Below are 21,407 nucleotides of genomic sequence, written 5' to 3'. Positions count from 1 at the left end.
TACATAACAAAGAATGATTAGGAGTTCTATAGTGAATACAAAGGAATTAGCTAAATTAAGAGCCATTATTCCTGAAATGAAAAGAGTCAAACATATCCACTTTGTGGGTATTGGTGGCGCAGGTATGGGCGGTATTGCAGAAGTTCTAGCCAATGAAGGCTATGAAATTAGTGGTTCAGATATTGCTGAAAATGCTGTGACTCAACATTTAGAAATGTTAGGTGCTAAAATTGTTATTGGTCATGCGGCTGAAAATGTGATTAATTCAAGTGTGGTCGTTATATCTTCTGCTATTTCACAGGATAATATTGAAGTAATTGCTGCACGTGAAGCGCGCATACCAGTGATCCAACGCGCGGAAATGTTGGCCGAATTAATGCGTTTTCGCTATGGAATCGCTATTGCTGGTACACATGGTAAAACAACTACTACCGCGATGGTTACAGCTATTTATGCAGAGGCAAAACTTGACCCAACTTTTGTCAATGGAGGCTTAGTTAAAGCGGCTGGAACTCATGCGCAATTAGGCAGTAGTCGTTATTTTATTGCTGAAGCCGATGAAAGTGATGCATCATTTCTTCATTTGCAGCCAATGGTCTCTATTATAACAAATATCGAACCAGACCATATGGATACTTATCAGGGTAGTGTTGATAACCTCAAACAGACATTTATTTCATTTTTACGTAATCTTCCATTTTATGGTTTAGCGATTATGTGTTATGACGATTCCATCAATCGTGAATTATTGCCGATTGTTGGACGTAAAGTCATTACTTATGGGTTTAGTGAAGAGGCTGATGTAGTTATTAAAAATTATCGTCAAGAACGAGGGGTTAGTTATTACACCGTTTGCCGCCCAGATCGCCAAGATTTAAATATTGAGTTAAATGCACCAGGTAAACATAATGCTTTAAATTCGGCAGCTGCAATTATTGCTGCAACTGAAGAGGGTATTGATGATCAGTCAATTATAAATGCATTAGCTAAATTTGCTGGCACAAGTCGACGTTTTGATTTATTAGGTGTTTTTCCTCATGCCGATGGTGCAGATATTATGATGGTTGATGATTATGGTCATCATCCTAGTGAAGTTAATGCAACAATTCAGGCGGCAAGAAATGGTTGGCCTGAGCGAAGACTTGTCATGTTATTTCAACCTCATAGATATACACGTACTCGTGATTTATTTGATGATTTCGCACAAGTGCTTTCTCAAGTTGATGCACTTGTTATGTTGGATGTCTATTCAGCGGGAGAACAACCGATTGCAGGTGCAGATAGCCGATCTTTGTGTCGTTCAATTCGTAATCGAGGTAAAGTTGATCCAATTTATATTTCTGATTTAGATTTATTGCCTGAAATTATGCAAGAAGTATTACAAGGCGGTGATTTATTAATTACACAAGGAGCTGGTAGTGTTGGTCGTATAGCGCGCCAATTAGCCAAAACTCAATTATCTTCAAAAGAGGTTTTATAAAAATGGTTGATAAAGTAGCTGTATTGTATGGCGGTACTTCTGCCGAGAGAGACGTATCACTTAAGTCAGGAAAAGCTGTACATGCAGGATTATTGGCAAATGATATTGATGCGCATCTTATTGATACTAAATATCATCCTATTACTAATTTAAAAGAAGAAGGATATACAAAAGCTTTTGTTATTCTGCACGGACGTGGTGGGGAAGACGGTATTGTGCAAGCAATTTTGACTTATCAAAATATCCCTTATACAGGTAGTGATGTTTTGTCATCAGCATTAACAATGGATAAATTGAAAACTAAACTAGTTTGGAAATCGCTTAATTTACCTGTTGCTGATTATGTTATGGTAGAAAGATCGCAATCAATTGATACAAATGCTATTGTTAAGCAGCTTGGTTTACCATTGTTTGTTAAACCAAGTCATGAAGGTTCAAGCGTAGGGATGGCTAGAGTCAATGAAGCATCTGAATTGGAAGAGGCCATTAATGCAGCTTTTAAATATGACAGTGTTGTGATGGTTGAGTCATTTTTAGCCGGTTCTGAATTTACAGTGGCTATTGTAGGTGAAGAAGTTTTACCATCAATTCATATTAAACCTACAAGCAAATTTTATGATTATGATGCTAAATATTTATCTGATACGACTCAGTATTTTTGTCCAAGTGGTTTACCAGATGATAAAGAACAAGAAATTCGTAATTTAGCCTTAGATGCTTATAAAGCTGTAGGATGTCGAGGATGGGGAAGAGTTGATATAATGTTTAATGCTAATCAAAAACCATTCTTACTGGAAGTCAATACAGCTCCTGGTATGACAGATCATAGCTTGGTACCAATGGCTGCTAAACAACATGGCTGGTCATTTAATGAGCTTGTTGTCAGAATTTTAAATTTGGCAACCCTATAATTGGCCCTTATTGTTATGAAACAAGTTAGACAGGCGGCGCATAGACGAGAAGATAAAAATAGAAGGCGGCTGCTTATCTTTCGTAATACAGAGCAATTAGTAGGCTTTTTGTTCTTAATTATGATTATTCTTATTAGTATTTGGGTTGTTAAAAGCTTTAAAAATTGGATGGATGATCCCGAACAAATGGTATTGTCGCAATTAACGTTAAGTGGCGAACACACTTATACAACTGAGGGTGATCTTAGGGAAGCTATTTTAGGGTTAGGATTGCCTAATACTTACATTGGACAAGATGTTAATGATATTCAACAAGAAGTAATGCGATTTCCATGGGTTAAGCAAACGAGTGTACGTAAACAGTGGCCAGATAGGTTAATTGTCTATGTTGAAGAATATAAACCAGTTTTTTATTGGAATGACCTATTTTTACTTGATGAAAATGGTAATGTTTTTAGCGTGCCACTTGACCGTATTACCGAGTTACAATTGCCAAGACTATATGGTCCTGAGGGTAAAGCTAAATTGGCGTTAGAAACTTATTATAAATTAGAAAATCTTTCTAAAAAATTAGCGAATAATCAGTTGGCATTACATATTAAAGCGGCTATAACAGATGAGCGTAATGCATGGCAATTGATGGTAAAACAGTGTGTATCTGGTTTTTGTCTTGAAAATCAGGAAATAAAGTTGTTGTTAGGTAATGAAAATATTGAACAGCGATATCAACAATTTATTAAATTATTTCCAGAAATTCAATCAAGAGTTCCAGAAAATGAAAGAATAATGGTAGCTGATTTACGTTACGAAAATGGTATTTCAGTACAAAGAGAAAAAATGGTGCAGTAAGGAATAAATTAAGGCTGGAGTATGAAAGCAACAGAAAAAAAATTGGTTGTTGGGCTGGAAGTTGGTACATCCAAAGTACTTGCCCTTGTTGGTGAAGTTCTTCCTGATGGTATAGTTAATATTATTGGTGTGGGACATTGTCCATCAAAAGGGGTTGATAAAGGTGGTGTGAACGATCTAGAGTCCGTCGTTAAATCAATCCAACGAGCAGTTGATCAAGCTGAACTTATGGCTGATTGCCAAATATCTTCAGTATATTTAAGCCTTTCTGGTAAACATATCCGCTGTCAAAATGAAATAGGCATGGTGCCAATAGCGGATGAAGAAGTTACTGCAGAAGATGTAGACAATGTTGTTCATACTGCAAAATCAGTCAGAATTTTAGACGAGCATCGTATTTTACACGTCATTGCGCAAGAATATTCTATCGATTTACAAGAAGGTATTAAAAATCCTATTGGCCTATCTGGAGTAAGAATGAAGGCCAAAGTGCATTTAGTTACCTGCCATAATGATATGGCTAGAAATATAGTGAAGGCTGTTGAGCGTTGCGGATTGAAAGTGGATCAACTGATTTTTTCTGGATTGGCTTCTAGCTATGCAGTTTTAACAGATGATGAAAAAGAACTTGGTGTCTGCGTAATTGATATCGGTGGCGGTACAATGGATGTAACGGTTTATACTGGTGGTGCCTTACGCCATTCTGTTGTCATTCCTTATGCTGGTAATGTTGTTACTAGTGATATTGCCTATGCGTTTGGTGCGCCGCCTATGGATGCAGAAAACATTAAAATTCGTTATGGGTGTGCTGTAGGTTCACTAATTGGCAAAGATGAAGTCATCGATGTACCAAGTGTTGGGGGAAGACCGTCTCGTTCATTACAACGACAAACACTCGCCGATGTCATTGAACCTCGTTATTCCGAACTACTTTCATTGGTACAAAAAGAGTTACTTGCATTGCAAGAAGAACTAAAAAAACAAAATGTTAAATATCAATTAGCGGCAGGTATTGTTTTAACTGGCGGTGCGGCTCAAATAAAAGGAATGGTAGAGTGTGCCGAAAAAGTTTTTCAAAATCAAGTTCGTATCGGGCAACCATTAAATATATCAGGCTTAACCGATTATGTACAAAAACCTTATTGTTCAACAACTATAGGGCTATTGCATTATGGAAAACAAAGTTTATTAAGTGATGATGCAAAAGACAGTAATAAATCATCATTAAAAGGGATAGCTAAACGATTGACCGGTTGGTTTAAAAAAGAATTTTAGCTAGTATATTTCAAGAACTTCGTGGACATTGTAGACGATTATCTGTACAATGTTCCAAGATCGTAAATTTGGAGATAAGTTATGTTTGAGCCTATGGTTGCAGATGATGAACCAGCAGCAGTCATTAAAGTTATTGGTGTCGGTGGTGGCGGTGGTAATGCTGTCGAGCATATGATTGCTGAACATATTGAAGGTGTTGAGTTTTTTGCGGCAAATACAGATGCGCAGGCATTAAAACGAATTAAGGTAGGTCAAACTATCCAAATCGGTACTAATGTCACTAAAGGGCTTGGTGCAGGCGCTAATCCAGAAGTCGGTAGAAATTCTGCTGAAGAAGATCGTGAGGTTATTCGTAGTGCTATTGAAGGTGCGGATATGGTCTTTATCGCAGCAGGAATGGGTGGGGGAACAGGAACAGGTGCGGCCCCAGTCGTTGCGGAAATAGCAAAAGAGTTAGGTATTCTAACCGTTGCTGTTGTCACTAAGCCTTTTGGCTTTGAAGGTAAAAAGCGTATGGCTTTTGCTGAACAAGGCATTTCTGAATTAGCAAAGCATGTTGATTCTTTGATTACTATTCCAAATGACAAACTATTAAAAGTATTAGGTCGAGGTGTTAAATTACTTGACGCTTTCGCCGCTGCTAATGGTGTTCTAAAAGGTGCGGTACAAGGTATTGCCGAACTTATTACTAAACCTGGTCATATTAACGTGGACTTTGCTGATGTAAGAACAGTGATGTCTGAAATGGGATATGCTATGATGGGTTCTGGTCGAGCTAGTGGTGATAATCGAGCGGAAGAAGCTGCTGAAATGGCGATTTCTAGCCCTTTACTTGAAGATATCGATTTATCTGGTGCTCGAGGCGTATTAGTCAATGTAACCGCAGGGTTAGATCTTGGCTTAGAAGAATTTGAAACAGTAGGTAGTACAGTTAGGGCATTTGCTTCTGACAATGCGACAGTGGTTGTTGGTACAACTTTTGACCCAGATATGTCTGATGAAATTCGAGTAACAGTGGTTGCAACCGGTATTGGTATGGATAAGCGTTCTGAAGTTAAAATACCTAAACCTGTACCACGCAATGAATTATTTACTCCAAATAATACGTTGGGGCAACAAGAAGAAAAATTGGCTAAAGTTGTTAATGAACCAACAGTTTCTTCTATTGAAGATCATAAAATTTTAGATATTCCTGCTTTCATCCGTAAGCAAGCGAATTAAAGTTGAACTTATTTGATTTTTTATTGTCAAAGTCAATAGGAAATACAAGTAAAAAAGTAGGTGCAAAGTGAAACAAAGAACATTAAAAAAGACTATTCAAGCAACTGGTGTTGGTTTACATACCGGCAAGAAAGTTACTTTGACATTACGTCCTGCGCCTGAAAACACAGGTATTATTTATCGTCGTACTGATTTAAATCCATATGTGGATTTTCCTGTGGATGCAAAATCAGTGCGCGACACAATGCTTTGTACTTGTTTAGTAAACGAAGACAATGTTCGTATTTCAACTGTTGAGCATATCAATTCTGCTTTAGCAGGGCTAGGTATTGATAATCTTATTATTGAAGTTAATGCCCCTGAAATACCAATTATGGACGGTAGCGCAAGTCCTTTTGTTTATTTGTTGCTTGATGCAGGTATTGCTGAACAAAATGCGCTTAAAAAGTTTTTGCGAGTAAAAGAAGTAGTTCGAGTTGAAAATGGTGATAAATGGGCTGAGGTAAGACCTTATAGTGGTTTTAGATTAGATTTCACTATTGATTTTCATCATCCAGCTATCGATAGTAGTTCTCAACGTTATCAATTGGATTTTTCATCTGAATCGTTTATTCGTCAGATCAGTCGTGCAAGAACTTTTGGTTTTATGCGTGATATTGAAGCTTTACAGTCTAAAGGTTTATGTCTAGGTGGTAGTTTAGATTGTGCAATTGTGGTTGATGATTATAAAGTACTTAATGAAGACGGTTTACGTTTTGAAGATGAGTTTGTACGTCACAAAATGCTTGATACTATCGGCGATTTATATATGAGCGGTCATAATATGATTGGTGAAGTAGTTTGTTATAAATCAGGTCATGCATTGAATAATCAATTATTGCAAGCATTGCTTGCTAAACAAGATGCATGGGAATATGTGACCTTTACAGAAGAGCAAACTGTACCACTTGCGTTGGGTACTCAACAGCTTATTTTAGCGTAAAATCATAAGCAATATTGTTATATATTATAAACGCTCCTATTTTTAATGGGAGCGTTTTTATTTTATATTTAAAGAGATAATAGTATGAATAATAGTCATTTTTTTGCTCATTTATCACGATTAAAACTAATTAACCGTTGGCCTTTAATGCGTAATGTAAGAACGGAAAATGTATCGGAGCATAGCTTACAAGTCGCTTTTGTTGCACATGCTTTAGCCATAATTAAAAACAAAAAATTTAATGGTAAGGTGAATCCTGAGCGAATCGCATTATTAGCCATGTATCATGATGTTTCAGAGGTCATAACTGGTGACCTACCAACACCTACAAAGTATTATAATCCGCAAATCACGGTTGAATATAAAAAGATTGAAAAAATAGCACAACATAAACTTATTAATATGCTCCCTAAAGAGTTACAAGATGACTTTAGAGCATTAATCGATGATGATTTTTATGATGAAGCAGAAAAAAGTATCGTAAAACAGGCTGATGCATTATGTGCTTATCTTAAAACTATTGAAGAATTGAGTGCAGGTAATAATGAATTTAAATTGGCCGAACAACGTTTAAAAAAGACTTTGTCTGAACGTAATAGCCCTGAAATGAACTACTTTTTGGATGTTTTTCTTCCTAGCTTTAGTTTATCATTAGATGAAATCACAATGGATAAATAGCTTTTCCACTTATGATAAATATAACGCTTAACAGCTTGACTTATTGATAGATAGGTCAGATAGCTTTCAAGTTTGCCTAACTTGTCTAGGTAATCAAGCATCATGCTCATAATATACCTTTTATACTGCTTATTTTTTTATAACGCATAATCAGTATAGAGCTATAGATGCATAAATTAGAAGATTAAGAAAGTTATTAAGCAAAGGAGTGGTATAATTAAAACAGATTGTAGTTTTGTTAAGGCGTCTTAAAACGCTATAAACGTTTTAGTCATCTACAATTTTTTTTACCTTATTAAATAAAATAAACTAAAATGTATGTGCTACCTGAAACCTCCCTACGTTCGGTTATTGGCGTAATAAACATTCCTGAATTTTACTAACTTCATTATTAAGTGCTTCAATAACTAAGTTAGGGTGATATCTTTCAAGCGTTTTTACATTTTCAAATCCATCATTAACAACAGACCCTGTATACTGTTGGGCTTGTTTAATGTTGCTGAATAGATAACTAATATCGTGTTGGTTACGAGTTGCTGTTAAAGTATAACTAACAAAATATTTAGCATGATATTGATAGTCTACGATAGCATTGGCGACAACATGATTACCTTCAACTAATTTGATGGTATCGCCACCATTAACTGTAATAGCTTGTTGGGTAGGCATATTCCAATATGGCCACCATTGTGCACCCAAATAGTTTTCACTACTTAGCACAACGGGGCTGTTATCTAATTCTTGTGCAATACATAACGATAAAGAGGAGTGAAGGATGGTAATCGGTCGTGATGTGCTAAATTTATTTAATATATCGATACCTGACGAATCTTTAGTGATTTCAACGCCTTCTGTATGATAAATTGACATCATTTTTTGAGATGCACAGCTAGTTAGAATAGTTAAAACAGCAAAATAACCAATTAACTTTTTCATACTACATCCTTTTTAAGTCTAATTAATTTTATTTTTTAGTAACTGATGAGTTAATTTTTTAAAATGACAAATGCCAATTTCACTAAAGCACCTTTAATAAGAAGATTGCTAATCTTCTTTACCGCGGATCTTACGAGATAAGCGTTTAAACCCATGAGTAAATTTCTTAATTGCCATGGCAAAAAAAGGAACTTTAATTTCGATACCAAAACGTTCTTGTGCCTCTATCGCATCATTAGCTTTAGTTAACCATATAAAACCTGAGTTAGTTAAATCAATTGCTTTGATTTTTCCTTCTGGCGTTAAGATAAAATTACCACCATGCACATCATTAGATACTAAGTTATAACTGTGAAGTTTTTCGATACAGCTTTTGACTTGCTCACCATACTCTCTCATCTCTTCCCATTTTAGGCTGCGACCCTCAATAAAATTAAATATCATATAGTGACGTTTGGTTCTTTTGTCAAAAGCGACCAAATAAAGTTCATAAGCTATATCACATTTATCTAGCGATATTTTTGCCAGCTTGCGAATTAAATTAAAATAAAAATCACCGGTTATTTTGGCAATGAGTTTACGTTCTAAACGGTGCTCAACGCCCCCATCGATTTTAAAAATAAATTTTGTTTGATTATGATTAATTAAATAAGTATATCGTTCTAATTTATCGCTTGGATCGAGCAACTCATGATGTCCTTCTTCGGACAAAAATTGGTCAAAAAGGTCTAGATAATTTATTTTATCATTTTGTATGTAAGCGAACGTCATGTCTCCGCGTTCGACTTCAATAATTTTTGCAAAGTTATTCAAATTTATTATCCCAGAGTACATCAAAAAAAGTTGGTTTATCTTAAACATTATCAGCATTAAAGTAAATGAAACTGTAATGGTTAATAAGGTTGTATTGTTAAATAATAGCGTTCTAAAAATCAAAAATATTAGTTAGATGATCAAAATGATATTATATGGTTAAATTATCCACTTCATATTGTTTTGTCGGTTATTTATGTCCAATAAAGTATCTAACTGGTTTTTATACATCGTTAGAACAGCAAATCAATTGTTATATACAGGTATTACCACTGATGTTGCTAGACGTTTACAGCAACATCAAAGTGGCAAAGGTGCTAAATGTTTAAAAGGCCATCAGGATTTGACGGTTGTGTATCAGATTTTTATTGGTGACAAATCGATAGCACTAAAGCTTGAATATAAAATAAAGCAGCTCTCTAAGCAGAAAAAAGAGGCATTAGTCAAAAACCGTCCCAATTTTGATGAATTATTAAAATTAATCAATTAATCAAAATGTTAAAGTTTACATTATCGACATTAGTTTTATCGATGGCGCTTTGATTGCTTCAATTTGCTTGTTAAATTCTAATAACTGTTGTCGCCAAAAATCTTCATCAGTTATCCATGGAAAAGCGATAGGAAAAGCCGGATCCTGCCAACGGGCGATAATCCATGCTAAATGGTGAACCATTCTCATCGCTCTTAATGGCTCAATTAATCTAAGTTGTTCTTTATCAAAGTCACAAAACTCTTGATACATTTCAATTAACATATCTAACTGTAAGCGTTGCTCTTGTTGGTTGCCATAAAGTAGCATCCACAGATCTTGAATAGCAGGTCCATTACGAGCATCATCAAAATCAACAAACATTGCACCATCTCGCCATAAAATATTGCCAGCATGGCAATCGGCGTGCAGTCGGATAGGTTGCCAATCATTATGCCAATATTGTTCAACTGTTGTTATTAATTGTGCCAAAATTGTTTTCAGATCGGATTGCACTTTTCTAGGAATAAAATGGCAAGATAATATCCTCTCTTGGGGATGATAAAGATATTCTTCTAATCCGATGGTTGGACGATGCAAAAAAGGTTGTCTAGTGCCAATTTGATGAATACGACCAAGTAACATGGCAACGGATTCCATCTGTTCCAGATTATCTACTTCATATTGCCGTCCGCCAACACTTGGAAATAGGGCAAACCGATAACCTAGATGCTCATGGAGCGTGGTATTATTGAATATTAAAGGAGCAACAACAGGAATTTCAGCGTCAGCTAATTGCTTGGTAAACTGATGCTCTTCAACGATTTGCTCACTACTCCAACGATGAGGTCGATAAAATTTCGCGACATAGCGAGTGCGATCCTCATCATGAAATTGATAAACTCGATTTTCATAACTATTTAAAGCGGTAAGACCTGAATCAATGCGAATGCCGATTGATGCCAAACTATCAAAAATTAATTCAGGCGATAAAGCATGAAATGAAAAAGCAGCATTATCCATTACAGGTTTCATTGTTGGCTAAACCATTCATCTAACTTCTGTTTTAAAGGCTCTAAACCCATGCGTTTAGGTGATGAAAAAGGTGCAACAGTAATATCGCCCTGAAAAGGTAAAATCGCTTCTTTAACCATGTTGACCTGTTTTTTTTGTGCGCCAGAAGCCAATTTATCGGCTTTAGTTAATAGTAACATCACGGGAATATCAACCGAAACGGCCCACTCAATCATTTGTTGATCTAAATCTTTTAAAGGATGTCTTATATCCATTAATACAATCAATCCTTTCAAGCTTTCGCGTTTTTGAAGGTATTCTCCTAAAGATTTTTGCCATTTACGTTTTATTGCTTCAGGAACTTGCGCATAGCCATAACCGGGTAAATCAACGAGACGGCAATTTTCTTCCACTTCAAAAAGATTGATTAATTGAGTTCTGCCTGGTGTTTTACTGGTTCTTGCTAATGCTTTTTGATTGGTCAACGTGTTAAGTGCGCTGGATTTGCCTGCATTAGATCTACCGGCAAATGCCACTTCAACCCCGCTATCACTTGGTAAATGAGAAATATCAGGTGCACTTAAAATAAAATGTGTTTTTGCATAGTTTAATGGTCGAATATCGGTCATAAAAAAGTATCCTTTAAATGCGCTAACGGCACTTAATTGATTAAAATGCTGTTACTGTATAGAAAAACTCAAGCATTGACAACTTTTTCGACGGCTTTTGTCAATCGTCTCATACCTTCTTTAATTTCGTCCTCGGTTATTAGCAAAGATGGGGTGAAACGCAGTACATTTGGGCCTGCATTTAAAATCATCACTTGACTCTCAGTAGCGGCATTTAAAAAATCTCGAGCTTTATTATGGTACTCAGGTTGTAGTTCTGCACCTAACAATAATCCTTTTCCTCGATATTGGCGGAACAGCTTGAATTTATCATTAATTTCTTCAAGTTGTTCAATGAACAGCGCGCGTCGGTTTTGTACGCCTTCAAGTACTTCAGGGGAATTGATGATGTCAAAGGCTTCACAAGCCACAGCACAAGCAAGGGGATTGCCACCATAAGTAGTACCATGTACGCCGGGATGCATGACTGAAGCAATGTCATTGGTTGTTAACATCGCACTAATTGGAAAGCCACCTCCTAATGCCTTAGCCGAGGTTAGAATATCAGGCGTTACTCCATATTGCTGATAAGTATATAAACTACCTGTTCTTCCCATGCCGCACTGTACCTCATCAAACACCAGTAATGTTTTATATTCATCACATAGTTTGCGAACACCTTGCAAAAATTCGGGGGTTGCTGATGTTAATCCACCTTCGCCTTGAACAGGTTCTAATACAATAGCACAGGTATGATCATCGATTACCGCTTTTACCGCATCAAGATCATTAAATGGAACATGAATGATATCAGCTGGTTTTGGTCCAAAACCATCAGAATATTTTGCCTGTCCGCCTACCGAAACAGTAAAAAACGTACGACCATGAAAAGATTGATAAAAAGCAATGATTTTGCTCTTATAAGGGCTATATCTTTGTGCTGCATAATATCGCGCTAGCTTAAATGCGGCCTCATTAGCTTCCGCCCCTGAGTTAGCAAAAAAAACACGATCAGCAAAAGTATTGTCAATCAGTTTTTGAGCTAGATTTAATGCGGGTTCATTAGTAAATACATTACTAACATGCCACAACTTTTCGCTTTGCTCATGCAAGGCTTTTACTAACCGAGGGTTACAATGACCAAGTGCATTAACTGCAATGCCGCCAGCAAAATCAATATATTCTTCACCATTTTGATCCCAAACACGACTACCTTGGCCTTTGACAGGAATAAATTGAGCCGGTGCATAAACAGGTAAAATGACTTGATCAAAAAGTTCACGAGTGATTTTTGCGGGCATTGTTTCATCCTTATTTATTTTTATTAAATGATTTCATATTATTTTAAGCGAATTAATTGCAGTGTAAAGTAAATAATTATTCAATTATTTTAAATTAATATTCAATTTGAAAAACAGTTTTAATTTGCAAACTTGTTAAATAATTTTCTTCTGCTCTCTAATTATTTTCAGGTATAATCAGCAACTGTTCGTTCATTGTACTTAAAAAGAGATAAAAATGAGTCGTGTTATTTATTGCCATTATTTAAAAAAAGAAGCGGATGGTTTAGATTTCCATCTTTATCCAGGAGAGCTAGGCAAACGAATTTTTAATGAAATATCAAAACAAGCATGGCAAGAGTGGCTCAAAAAGCAAACCATGTTAATTAACGAAAATAAATTTAACATGATGAATCCAGAACACCGCAAAAAAATTGAAACCGAAATGGTTAAATTCCTATTCGAAGGTGAAGATGTTGTTATTGATGGGTATAAACCTCAAAATTGAGATAAAAAATGAAAAATAGCAAAAAGCTCATTGCATTAATTATTACTGTCAGCCTACTAACAGGCTGTCCTAGCCAAAATTCGCACAAAGATGATGAAGACTACTACGTCAAAGATACCAATGCCTTCAATATCTTAATCAGCCAATATGCTAACAACATCGAACAAATTTGGGGGCCAAAAGAAGTCCTTATAGCGGGTCCTAAAGACTATGTTCAATATGAAGATAATCTCAAAACCCGTGTCCATATTAACTTCGTTTCGGGTGTCATAACCATTGAAACCATGGCCGAATCGCCGATAGAAAATTTAAAAGAAGCGATCGTTTCAACATTACTCATGCCCGAGCCGGTTGATATTATTCGTCACGATAAGATTAGCCAAAACTTATCTAAAGATCCATTTTTATTCAATCAGGTATTAGACCAAGACCACCAACCGATTCGCTGGAGCGGTCGGGCCAACAGCTTTGCTGATTATGTTCTTGCCAACAACCTAAAATTCCGCACCTCTGGCCCACATAAAATCGCCTATGTTGAAATCAAACTTGTTCCTAACCACATTAACCAACGTGCTAAAAAATTCTTACCAATTGTTACCGAAGCATCAAATCGTTATTTTATCGACGAACGCTTGATACTTGCCATTATGGAGGTCGAATCCGCATTTAACCCCTATGCGGTTAGCCGTACAGATGCACTTGGATTAATGCAAGTACAACAACATACTGCCGGTCGTGATATTTTTAAATTACGAGGAAAATCCGGTGAACCAAGTAGAAAGTTCTTACTAGATCCGCGTAATAATGTCGATATGGGAACAGCGTACTTATCATTATTAAAAACCAAGTACTTAGCAGGCATTAACAACCCAATTTCGTTAAGATATGCAATGATTACTTCTTACAACGGTGGGGCGGGTAGCGTGTTGCGTACGTTTTCAAATGATCGCAACGAAGCCGTCAACATTATCAACTCAATGACACCGCAACAAGTATATCGAAAGCTAGTCACTTCGCATGTTTCGCAAGAGTCGCGGAATTATTTAGTAAAAGTAAGCCGAATTTTAGATAACAAGTAAGTAACCAATATAAATAGCCCACTTTTCACTTTTATGGAAAGTGGGCTATTTTATTTTAAGAATAGAAAGGTCATAATGTTTTGTTAAAAACATAAAATAAAAACTTTAATAAAATCAGTACCTTTCCTGAACGATTTTTTGATGGTTAAATGGCTGTTATAAAGCGCTTTATTCGTGGTTTTGTTAATTTTTTGTATGCCGGATCCTTGTTTAGGTTGGGTAAATAATTGATTTTTCTTGAAAATAGCAAAATAAAAACTTCAATAAAATCAATACCTTTCCTGACAACTTTTTGGATTTAATTGCGTTATTTTTTTAACAAAAAGCAACTCACAAAAAACACCCAAGGTTATGTTGTGTGCCTTATTTCGGCGTCAGAATGTGCCGATAATAGAGGCGGTCAGCACGCCAAACAGGGATGTTTGACGAGTCTGTGTTTTGTCTGGAACAAATTTAAACATTTGAGTATCGAGAAGATGTCCTCAAAGAGCCGAGTATCACGATGATATGAGTAATCATAGTCGATGCGTTAAGACCGAGCGACGGCGTTGGTTATCGAAGGCCACATTCTGCAGCCAAAGCATGGATTCTCAGGGAATTCGCTTTAATTCCCTAACTCGGATGTGATCGCTATAGCTATTTTGACATTAAACTACAAAAGTCAGAAACCAATGCACCCAATCCATCCACCAAAACAAAAAAGGGTTTATTTTTCGTCAAAAATTTGTCAGAAAAGGTATTGATTTAATTTAATTTTTTTATTTGGTGTTTTTGTTCAAAAACACACCAACAAAATCTTAATCCTATTAACTTAACAAAACTTTACAAATTTTTAACAAAAAAACTAGCGCATTATTATTCAACAGATTATAATTTCACCGCTTTTAAAGCAAGGAAAAGCTCATTAGTTGAGCGGTTAATTATAAAAAATCTAAATAAAACAAAAATTTACTTGACAGGATGAACGAAATGCGCTATCATACTTGGCATCTGGCATCTGGCATCTGGCATGCCAAACCTATGCCCTAAAACTTATAGAATCTCACGGTAGTCAAAAACAGACACCATTCTTATTTTCATTACCGAAATCGACAACTTTATCGGCAAGGCGATCGCCGATTTCCAATTTGTTATCTAAATCTTCATTATTATCTAAATCCTCGCTGGTTTTTGCGCCACTGCTCTTATTGTCATATACGCAAGGAACACAGGCGTTGACGGCATATACATCAAGGGCAATAGAGGGGAGTGCACCGTATTTAACGTTTGATGGAGGTCGAACTAAAGCGACTTCAACAGATAGTTTATTGTCTATTACGTTGTCGGATGGTAGAACTTTTACACCGTCAACCAACACATCAAGTGCCACAAACCCCATAAAGTTACCTAATGCAGGGGATACTATGGGTGATATAGTTACTTTTGTGCCACCATCAGTCAACCAATCGGGTGTTTTCTATTCAGTGAGTTTAAACGATTTAGTGAATACATATCATTATTGGGGGGATGACGATGGAGATGGACAGGGTACTAATGGTCTAACAGCAACGGGGAATTTATCGGTGAATTTTGCTGATAAGAATAATCTTACTGTTAGCCGTAGTGATATTTTAGATCCCTGTAAGGCGCCTTATGAAGTGAGATTACGTACTTCTGGTGGAAGTTTAACGACCCAGTATGGCGTGCCAAATAGCAGTACTTTTGGTCGTAGTTCGCTCGTGGTGTATTATATCAGTCCAAAACAGGCTAAAGTCTGTCACGCAAGACCGAGTTTATATTTGGGTAGCGCTGATTATTTTGTTTCTAATGCGACGCGTGATGACAGTCGCTATGCAGGCCCATCTAGCATATGGAATCCTGAAAAGGGCTTTTTAATGCAGTCTACAACCCCATCCTCTTACGGTCTTAATTTTCCGACAACAGGTGCTGATGGTCTTTATTTTGATTTAGATATAGGTGGAGTAGATGAAAATCAGTTGACTTGGTCTCCCGTTACTCATGAGGGAATAACAGCGGCAGTGCATCGGGTAAGACCACGTTCTGGCTCATTCTCTGACAGACAGGGAAACAACATACAATACGATGCTTGGATTCATGATAGATCCCAATATGTAACTCGGGTAACGTTAAATGGTCCTAAGGCAAATAATAGCCAAACAGGTTCAAATAATCCTAGTCGTCTAAGTGTGCCAATTTTACCGCAGACCTTTGAGTTAGAGGGTAGGGATAGCAGTGGTAATGTGGTGGTCAAGTATGGTTTTGTATTGCAGAAGTGGTTCGTGGACCGAACTATTGAAGCTGCTCGGAGAAATCATTCATCTTGGTGTAGTAGTTTGGGTTATCGTATGCCACAGGTTAGGGACTTGACTAACGCAGTGAAGACAGGTAGTACCCCTGTTATTGGCGCCATGCCGTCGTCAACAGGTAATTATTATGAGCGTCGAATAGGGGGAGGATTTTTTTCGGAGTGGGGCATCTCGGGATTTTATAATATCAAAACCACACTCTACTGGGCGAGTGACGTAGCAGATTTATTTGTCGACTCGTTTGACGGCCACATAGAAAACTCTCGCTCCAGTTTTTACCGTCATGGCATTTGCGTAACACCTTGACTTTTAATCTTTAAGCTGTGAGGGTGCTTATTAGGGTGGCCGTGGCGGCTGAGCCCCATAATAGTGCTCTTTCCGACCGACGATGCTGAAGGAGTGAATAGTTTCTCAATATAAATAATTAGGCATTATTATCATAAAAATTGAGTAAAATTAGTACTAAACAAAACAGGCTATTTTCTAGCCTGTTTTTTTGTATAAATGTCAAATAATTTTTTTATAAAAATATTAAAAAGTGATGATGTACGATTCTAGTAAGGTGATTTTTTGTGGCGTATAATTTGGTTCCCACTAATCAACTTTCTAGCGTAAAATCAAGATGAAATTTAATGCAATAATTGCGGCCTTAATGGTTACAAGTCTATCTTGTGCTGCAACAGAACCAGCTCCTCATTGGGGCTACGAAGGTGAAAATAGCCCAGAAAATTGGGGAAGCCTTTCGCCAGAATTTTCAACCTGCGAAACTGGAAAAAACCAATCACCTATCAATATTGAGCATGTTTTTAAAACGCACCATGACAAGCTTAAACTAGCATTTAAACAAAGTAAGCAAGAAATCATCAATAACGGTCATACAATTCAAGTTAATGTTAATGATGGCAATACGCTTGAAATTGACAACGAAGTGTTTACGTTACAACAATTCCATTTCCATACACCAAGCGAAAATAAGATTAAAGGCAAACAATTTCCTATGGAGGCTCATTTTGTTTATAAAAACAAAAATGGTGACTTAGCGGTTATCGGCCTGATGTTTAATAAAGGAAAAGCTAACCCTGAATTGGCGAAAGCTTGGCAACAAATGCCAGAAGAAGGGGATACAGCAGCATTAAATCAGCCTGTCGATATTAAGGCTTTATTACCGAATAGGTTAGATTTTTATCGCTTTAGTGGATCTTTGACAACGCCACCTTGCTCTGAAGGTGTTCGATGGATTGTGTTAGAGCAAGAAAGTAGTGCATCTGCTGAACAAATTGAAAAGTTCCATTCAATCATACATCATGATAACAACCGTCCAGTTCAACCTTTGAATGGACGAGTGATAGTTAATTAATACTTTTTGGCTCTATGGTGAGAGTGAGTAGAGCCAATAATTACTGCACTTATCACTTATAACACACTAAAATATATAATGTATTTTTTAATGGCTTTTTATCATTAAACATTACACGAATACCGTATAAAAATTTTACGCTATCATCAAATAATATTAATATCCTGTCAAAACATGAAAAGTCATATAATCAGGACTGCTTTATTGATTTTATGTTCAGGTGTTTTTTATCTTTATCTTATCTTTAGTGCCTCAGCATCTTGATTGTCATCAATCATATTCTATAAATACGAGTGGATAGGTTAACTGAACCACCTATCGTTATATGCTTTTAGAGATGAAAGCATGATTATTGGCAAATTAAAGTCAAATCATCAAAGAAAAGTAGTCTTAATTTTAGAGCAATAGCGCTCACCGATATGACAGCAATACATAAACCCAGTATGAATTAAAAGAAGTTATATTATTCAACAATAAAAATTGTGTTTTTTATAATTAAAAAGGAATAGTTAACATGAAAGGTAAAATTTTAAGTCTAGCAGCAATTGTCGTAATGGGGGGATTCTTTGCCGTTCAGCTAATGCAAATCAAGAGATAGTTTGTCCCGAATCGGTAAAAATAAAATATGCTAAACCTGAACTAGAAGTTGTGCCCGAAGGCTGGGAAGTGTCTGAAAAAGGCTATGATAAGAATAAAATTAATGGTTTAATCTTGCCAGAAGATATCGCTCACACCAGTTCTCTTATTCGACTCAATCAAGTGGAAGTATATTCCGGAAAATCACCTGATTCAGCAAAACGAATAAAACCCAAGCCCGCAACGATAAATGGGAAAAAATATAAGGCAGTTTGGTTATTAGAGAGCAGTGATGATACTAATAAACTGAGCTTTTGGGCTAGCTGTAATTATAACTACAATAACGAAGTACAATTGACAAAGCCTATTGATGCATCACTGAAAACTTGTTGGGCAGTTGACACCCAAAATTAGCATCAAGGAACACTTGCTAAATTAGTGTGTAATACTGAAAAAGCAAAATAAATTAATATTAGTTTGGATATTTCGGGGGATATGTTCACATTTCCCACAAAAGTTATACCTCAATAAAGATAGTAAAAGGTAGTCGTTTGTGACTGCCTTTTACTTTTGTCAGAAATTGGCGTTTTATATAGTCCTTTATCACACTTATAACCATATTGGAGCAAGTGAAATAAATAATGAAAATCTGAGCGGATCAAATCGTTATATAGATTGCTTTTCTATATGTTGATTTATAAAATCAATGACAGGTTGCCAAATTTCTTGTTCGGGTGCTTGATAATCCCATAAGGGTGTAACCAACTCATCTAATATTTGCAATTTAGCGAGAAAATTTTTTGAATAGGTTTGACGTTGTTCATCTGACATGGCTAGCAACCTTTCTGACGAAATGTATTTGCGCTTTTGCCGTGGGTTTTCAATAAAATTGCCTAAACTACATAATTCTTTCTCATTTTCACATTCTGAATAGGAAAAGGGATAAGTTTGTTCTACTTGGTCAAAAGTGTAAATACCCCAAACTTAGTACAAGATTCAAGTAGAAAATAATACTCCTTGTTTAGGGTTTTATACTCAATCTGCGTTATATTATTTAATGCTTCATGAGGTTTTTCGTTGTTATAACTGGTTAGCCATTCTTCTGTTACCTTTCTTGCTTGTTCCAGATTATTAAATAGATATAAATCTAGTACCTCTGTGCGATAGATGCGATTAAATCGTTCCAATATACCCATTTTGATATGGGTTGCCGAGCTCAATATAATCAATGGCTATATCATGTGATTTAGCCCAGTTAATAAACGTATTTCCAGTGAATTCCGGTCCATTATCTACTCGTATTTTGAGTGGATAATTATGATATTCAGCCAGTTTATCCAGATAACGGGTGATCCTGCCAGCCGGCAAACTGACCGCAATATCAATGCCTAGCACCTCACGATTAAAGTCATCGATGACATTGAAGTGTGGATAATTCAACAGTAGATTCCTCCCACAATTGAACGTAGTTTATTCGACTTGCCTACGATAGTTATTGCTAGTTAGGTAGTTTCTGTGAAATAAATAGTGCTGCTAAATTTCCTGCAATTCCATTACCAATTATGATTAGTTTATTCTTTTTTATATAAGCCCTTTAGACTCTATATAAATTAATCCAAATGATTTTTAAAGTTTAATATCACATACATCAGCTCTTTCCATATAATTTGTGGAAACTGAAGAAAATATAATTTTTTTATTTTTATCAATAAGATAAGTTGCAGGGATAGGCAGTTTATACGTCTTATCATTATTAAATAATTCTAAATCTGCTCCCATGTTTTTATAGATATCACGAACATTTTCTTGCAGCGTAAAAACAAGCCCATATTTATCAGCAATTTCGTTCCCTTTATCAGAAAGTATTCTAAATTCGAGGTTATTTCGTACCGTTACATCGTGATTAAAATGAATAGTTTGAGGAGAAATCGCAATAACCGTTGCACTATCAATAAGATTGTTATTTATAGCTTCTTGGTAATGTGCTAATTCAGCCATACAAAACGGACACCAATTACCACGAAAAAAGCTAAGTATAACTGGATTATGTTGCAATGTATCGTAGAGCGAAATAGGTAGACCCTCAGCATCTGGCAACGTAAAATCAGGAGCTATATCACCGACTTTAAGAGCGTGGTTTTCTAAATTTAGCTCTATAAGTTCATGAAGTGATTGTCCGAACGCATTTAAAATATCAACTGGCACAGTTTGCGCCATTTCTTTTTGTATTAGCTCAAGTTTTTCATTTAATTTCATGATTATTTTCCTTTAGAGGTTTATTTATTGTGCGTATAGCTTTTTTAACAATACGCTGTGTAAATGCTGAATCACTTTCTGATAACCATTGTGAATAGAGGTCTGATACCCAACTTGGTCGAGTTTTACTTGCATCATTTAACCAATTAGCAACTGAATCTTGGACATATTTTTCAGGTTCGTTTTTTAATGGTTCAAGTAAAGAAAGAGCCATTTCAGGTTGTGTTTTTAACTCACTAATATGCTTAGACCAACCCCCTCTAGGCCTTAAACATTCAACTGGAATGGCAAACCACCTAACGTAGGGATTTGGGTTTATTACCCAAGTAGAAAGTAATTGAATAGAAACAATTAAATCAGAAGATAATTTTTCTCGAACGGCCATCCAAACCCATTTGCAAACTCTAAAGTGGATATCTTTAGCGTAAGATTGAATCTGGATAAGTAATTCTTGTAGCGATAGTGGAGGTTTCTTTTGGGTAAGAACCACTCTAAATAAATGCTCTTGATCTATTTGTAAGCATTCATTGAGATTAGTCGTGGCACCAAGCCCGTTATTCAATATGTCAATACGATTCATTATTCGTAACACCCTGGTAATATGATATTGTTGGGGTAGATGATTTTTTAATCTGTTCAGTTAACTTTCCATGTATCGTATCACTCATAAAATACTGACTCATAAAGACCGAATGAAGTCGATATGGAGTAAAACCGAAAGTTCTTCCCATTGTCAGCAATTCATAATAACAATCAATAATCTGATCTACATGTAATACTATTAAAAGCCGATTATTCGGCATAATTAT

Annotated in this window: 23 protein-coding genes; 13 read left to right on the top strand and 10 right to left on the bottom strand. The window is 36.0% G+C overall.

Features of this window, described 5'->3' with window-relative positions; genetic code table 11:
• Positions 1-31 precede the first annotated feature (31 nt).
• From murC to yfbR, 7 genes are all read left to right on the top strand, one after another.
• Positions 32-1,480, top strand: a complete 1,449-nt coding sequence (murC, locus tag GA0061081_RS01725; protein WP_091346490.1) for a UDP-N-acetylmuramate--L-alanine ligase — start codon at positions 32-34, stop codon at positions 1,478-1,480.
• 2 nt (positions 1,481-1,482) lie between these two features.
• Positions 1,483-2,391 (top strand): D-alanine--D-alanine ligase, encoded by a 909-nt coding sequence (locus tag GA0061081_RS01720; protein WP_091346488.1) that lies wholly within the window; start codon positions 1,483-1,485, stop codon positions 2,389-2,391.
• 15 nt (positions 2,392-2,406) lie between these two features.
• A complete protein-coding gene (locus GA0061081_RS01715; RefSeq protein ID WP_141683312.1) occupies positions 2,407-3,240 on the top strand; it encodes a cell division protein FtsQ/DivIB in 834 nt (277 codons plus the stop codon).
• Positions 3,241-3,261: 21 nt separating this feature from the next.
• Positions 3,262-4,515, top strand: a complete 1,254-nt coding sequence (gene ftsA / locus GA0061081_RS01710; RefSeq protein ID WP_091346484.1) for a cell division protein FtsA — start codon at positions 3,262-3,264, stop codon at positions 4,513-4,515.
• A gap of 81 nt (positions 4,516-4,596) precedes the next feature.
• Positions 4,597-5,736 (top strand): cell division protein FtsZ, encoded by a 1,140-nt coding sequence (gene ftsZ / locus GA0061081_RS01705; RefSeq protein ID WP_091346482.1) that lies wholly within the window; start codon positions 4,597-4,599, stop codon positions 5,734-5,736.
• A gap of 67 nt (positions 5,737-5,803) precedes the next feature.
• Positions 5,804-6,718: a UDP-3-O-acyl-N-acetylglucosamine deacetylase gene (gene lpxC / locus GA0061081_RS01700; protein ID WP_091346480.1), complete on the top strand. Its 915-nt coding sequence runs from the start codon at positions 5,804-5,806 to the stop codon at positions 6,716-6,718.
• A gap of 84 nt (positions 6,719-6,802) precedes the next feature.
• Positions 6,803-7,396 carry a 5'-deoxynucleotidase gene (gene yfbR, locus GA0061081_RS01695; protein ID WP_091346478.1) on the top strand — a complete coding sequence of 198 codons (594 nt, stop codon included), beginning with the start codon at positions 6,803-6,805 and terminating at the stop codon, positions 7,394-7,396.
• A gap of 348 nt (positions 7,397-7,744) precedes the next feature.
• Here the strand turns inward: yfbR and GA0061081_RS01690 are convergent, their stop codons facing one another.
• Together GA0061081_RS01690 and GA0061081_RS01685 are read right to left on the bottom strand one after the other, a co-directional pair.
• Positions 7,745-8,332, bottom strand: coding sequence for a hypothetical protein (locus GA0061081_RS01690; RefSeq protein WP_091346476.1), 588 nt, complete (start codon positions 8,330-8,332; stop codon positions 7,745-7,747).
• Positions 8,333-8,440: 108 nt separating this feature from the next.
• Positions 8,441-9,145, bottom strand: coding sequence for a lipopolysaccharide core heptose(II) kinase RfaY (locus tag GA0061081_RS01685; protein ID WP_160403947.1), 705 nt, complete (start codon positions 9,143-9,145; stop codon positions 8,441-8,443).
• A 196-nt stretch (positions 9,146-9,341) separates the two neighbouring features.
• Between GA0061081_RS01685 and GA0061081_RS01680 the strand changes: the two genes are divergently transcribed.
• The gene (locus tag GA0061081_RS01680) at positions 9,342-9,635 is read left to right on the top strand and encodes a GIY-YIG nuclease family protein (protein ID WP_091346472.1); all 294 of its coding nucleotides are present in this window, start codon (positions 9,342-9,344) and stop codon (positions 9,633-9,635) included.
• Between the two features lie 15 nt (positions 9,636-9,650).
• Here GA0061081_RS01680 and GA0061081_RS01675 read toward each other — a convergent pair whose 3' ends face one another.
• From GA0061081_RS01675 to argD, 3 genes are all read right to left on the bottom strand, one after another.
• Positions 9,651-10,637, bottom strand: coding sequence for a serine/threonine protein kinase (locus GA0061081_RS01675; RefSeq protein ID WP_091346627.1), 987 nt, complete (start codon positions 10,635-10,637; stop codon positions 9,651-9,653).
• 8 nt (positions 10,638-10,645) lie between these two features.
• On the bottom strand, positions 10,646-11,248 hold the full coding sequence (gene yihA / locus GA0061081_RS01670; protein WP_174787044.1) for a ribosome biogenesis GTP-binding protein YihA/YsxC: 603 nt from the start codon (positions 11,246-11,248) through the stop codon (positions 10,646-10,648).
• Positions 11,249-11,325: 77 nt separating this feature from the next.
• Positions 11,326-12,537, bottom strand: coding sequence for a bifunctional acetylornithine/succinyldiaminopimelate transaminase (argD, locus tag GA0061081_RS01665; RefSeq protein ID WP_091346469.1), 1,212 nt, complete (start codon positions 12,535-12,537; stop codon positions 11,326-11,328).
• A gap of 217 nt (positions 12,538-12,754) precedes the next feature.
• Between argD and GA0061081_RS01660 the strand changes: the two genes are divergently transcribed.
• From GA0061081_RS01660 to GA0061081_RS01635, 5 genes are all read left to right on the top strand, one after another.
• Positions 12,755-13,024, top strand: coding sequence for an oxidative damage protection protein (locus tag GA0061081_RS01660; RefSeq protein ID WP_091346468.1), 270 nt, complete (start codon positions 12,755-12,757; stop codon positions 13,022-13,024).
• Positions 13,025-13,032: 8 nt separating this feature from the next.
• On the top strand, positions 13,033-14,103 hold the full coding sequence (mltC, locus tag GA0061081_RS01655) for a membrane-bound lytic murein transglycosylase MltC (protein WP_091346466.1): 1,071 nt from the start codon (positions 13,033-13,035) through the stop codon (positions 14,101-14,103).
• Between the two features lie 983 nt (positions 14,104-15,086).
• Positions 15,087-16,715 carry a hypothetical protein gene (locus GA0061081_RS01645; RefSeq protein WP_141683310.1) on the top strand — a complete coding sequence of 543 codons (1,629 nt, stop codon included), beginning with the start codon at positions 15,087-15,089 and terminating at the stop codon, positions 16,713-16,715.
• A gap of 316 nt (positions 16,716-17,031) precedes the next feature.
• Positions 17,032-17,766, top strand: coding sequence for a carbonic anhydrase (locus tag GA0061081_RS01640; RefSeq protein WP_091346459.1), 735 nt, complete (start codon positions 17,032-17,034; stop codon positions 17,764-17,766).
• A 666-nt stretch (positions 17,767-18,432) separates the two neighbouring features.
• Positions 18,433-18,756, top strand: a complete 324-nt coding sequence (locus tag GA0061081_RS01635) for an STY0301 family protein (protein WP_091346457.1) — start codon at positions 18,433-18,435, stop codon at positions 18,754-18,756.
• A gap of 252 nt (positions 18,757-19,008) precedes the next feature.
• Here GA0061081_RS01635 and GA0061081_RS11035 read toward each other — a convergent pair whose 3' ends face one another.
• The 5 genes from GA0061081_RS11035 to GA0061081_RS01615 form a co-directional block, all read right to left on the bottom strand.
• Positions 19,009-19,173: a hypothetical protein gene (locus GA0061081_RS11035; protein ID WP_167349274.1), complete on the bottom strand. Its 165-nt coding sequence runs from the start codon at positions 19,171-19,173 to the stop codon at positions 19,009-19,011.
• A 122-nt stretch (positions 19,174-19,295) separates the two neighbouring features.
• Positions 19,296-19,538, bottom strand: a complete 243-nt coding sequence (locus GA0061081_RS11255) for an integrase core domain-containing protein (RefSeq protein ID WP_091346455.1) — start codon at positions 19,536-19,538, stop codon at positions 19,296-19,298.
• Positions 19,516-19,782: an IS3 family transposase gene (locus GA0061081_RS01625; RefSeq protein WP_065581808.1), complete on the bottom strand. Its 267-nt coding sequence runs from the start codon at positions 19,780-19,782 to the stop codon at positions 19,516-19,518. The genes GA0061081_RS11255 and GA0061081_RS01625 overlap by 23 nt, the downstream gene beginning before the upstream one ends.
• A gap of 186 nt (positions 19,783-19,968) precedes the next feature.
• Positions 19,969-20,598: a peroxiredoxin family protein gene (locus GA0061081_RS01620; protein WP_085248680.1), complete on the bottom strand. Its 630-nt coding sequence runs from the start codon at positions 20,596-20,598 to the stop codon at positions 19,969-19,971.
• Positions 20,585-21,178: a DNA alkylation repair protein gene (locus GA0061081_RS01615; RefSeq protein ID WP_091346453.1), complete on the bottom strand. Its 594-nt coding sequence runs from the start codon at positions 21,176-21,178 to the stop codon at positions 20,585-20,587. Before GA0061081_RS01615 ends, GA0061081_RS01620 begins: the two co-directional genes overlap by 14 nt.
• Positions 21,179-21,407: the final 229 nt, after the last annotated feature.

The organism is Gilliamella bombicola, from assembly GCF_900094945.1.
GTDB lineage: Bacteria > Pseudomonadota > Gammaproteobacteria > Enterobacterales > Orbaceae > Gilliamella > Gilliamella bombicola.
This window is presented reverse-complemented; position numbering and strand designations above follow the sequence as displayed.

Bases quoted from the DNA above. Each gene is read 5' to 3' on its own strand.
- GA0061081_RS01720 (WP_091346488.1), top strand. From the start codon at position 1,483: ATGGTTGATAAAGTAGCTGTATTGTATGGCGGTACTTCTGCCGAGAGA.
- GA0061081_RS01715 (WP_141683312.1), top strand. From the start codon at position 2,407: ATGAAACAAGTTAGACAGGCGGCGCATAGACGAGAAGATAAAAATAGA.
- ftsA (WP_091346484.1), top strand. From the start codon at position 3,262: ATGAAAGCAACAGAAAAAAAATTGGTTGTTGGGCTGGAAGTTGGTACA.
- ftsZ (WP_091346482.1), top strand. From the start codon at position 4,597: ATGTTTGAGCCTATGGTTGCAGATGATGAACCAGCAGCAGTCATTAAA.
- yfbR (WP_091346478.1), top strand. From the start codon at position 6,803: ATGAATAATAGTCATTTTTTTGCTCATTTATCACGATTAAAACTAATT.
- GA0061081_RS01690 (WP_091346476.1), bottom strand. From the start codon at position 8,332: ATGAAAAAGTTAATTGGTTATTTTGCTGTTTTAACTATTCTAACTAGC.
- GA0061081_RS01680 (WP_091346472.1), top strand. From the start codon at position 9,342: ATGTCCAATAAAGTATCTAACTGGTTTTTATACATCGTTAGAACAGCA.
- GA0061081_RS01675 (WP_091346627.1), bottom strand. From the start codon at position 10,637: ATGGATAATGCTGCTTTTTCATTTCATGCTTTATCGCCTGAATTAATT.
- argD (WP_091346469.1), bottom strand. From the start codon at position 12,537: ATGCCCGCAAAAATCACTCGTGAACTTTTTGATCAAGTCATTTTACCT.
- GA0061081_RS01660 (WP_091346468.1), top strand. From the start codon at position 12,755: ATGAGTCGTGTTATTTATTGCCATTATTTAAAAAAAGAAGCGGATGGT.
- mltC (WP_091346466.1), top strand. From the start codon at position 13,033: ATGAAAAATAGCAAAAAGCTCATTGCATTAATTATTACTGTCAGCCTA.
- GA0061081_RS01640 (WP_091346459.1), top strand. From the start codon at position 17,032: ATGAAATTTAATGCAATAATTGCGGCCTTAATGGTTACAAGTCTATCT.
- GA0061081_RS11035 (WP_167349274.1), bottom strand. From the start codon at position 19,173: ATGTCAGATGAACAACGTCAAACCTATTCAAAAAATTTTCTCGCTAAA.
- GA0061081_RS11255 (WP_091346455.1), bottom strand. From the start codon at position 19,538: ATGGGTATATTGGAACGATTTAATCGCATCTATCGCACAGAGGTACTA.
- GA0061081_RS01620 (WP_085248680.1), bottom strand. From the start codon at position 20,598: ATGAAATTAAATGAAAAACTTGAGCTAATACAAAAAGAAATGGCGCAA.
- GA0061081_RS01615 (WP_091346453.1), bottom strand. From the start codon at position 21,178: ATGAATCGTATTGACATATTGAATAACGGGCTTGGTGCCACGACTAAT.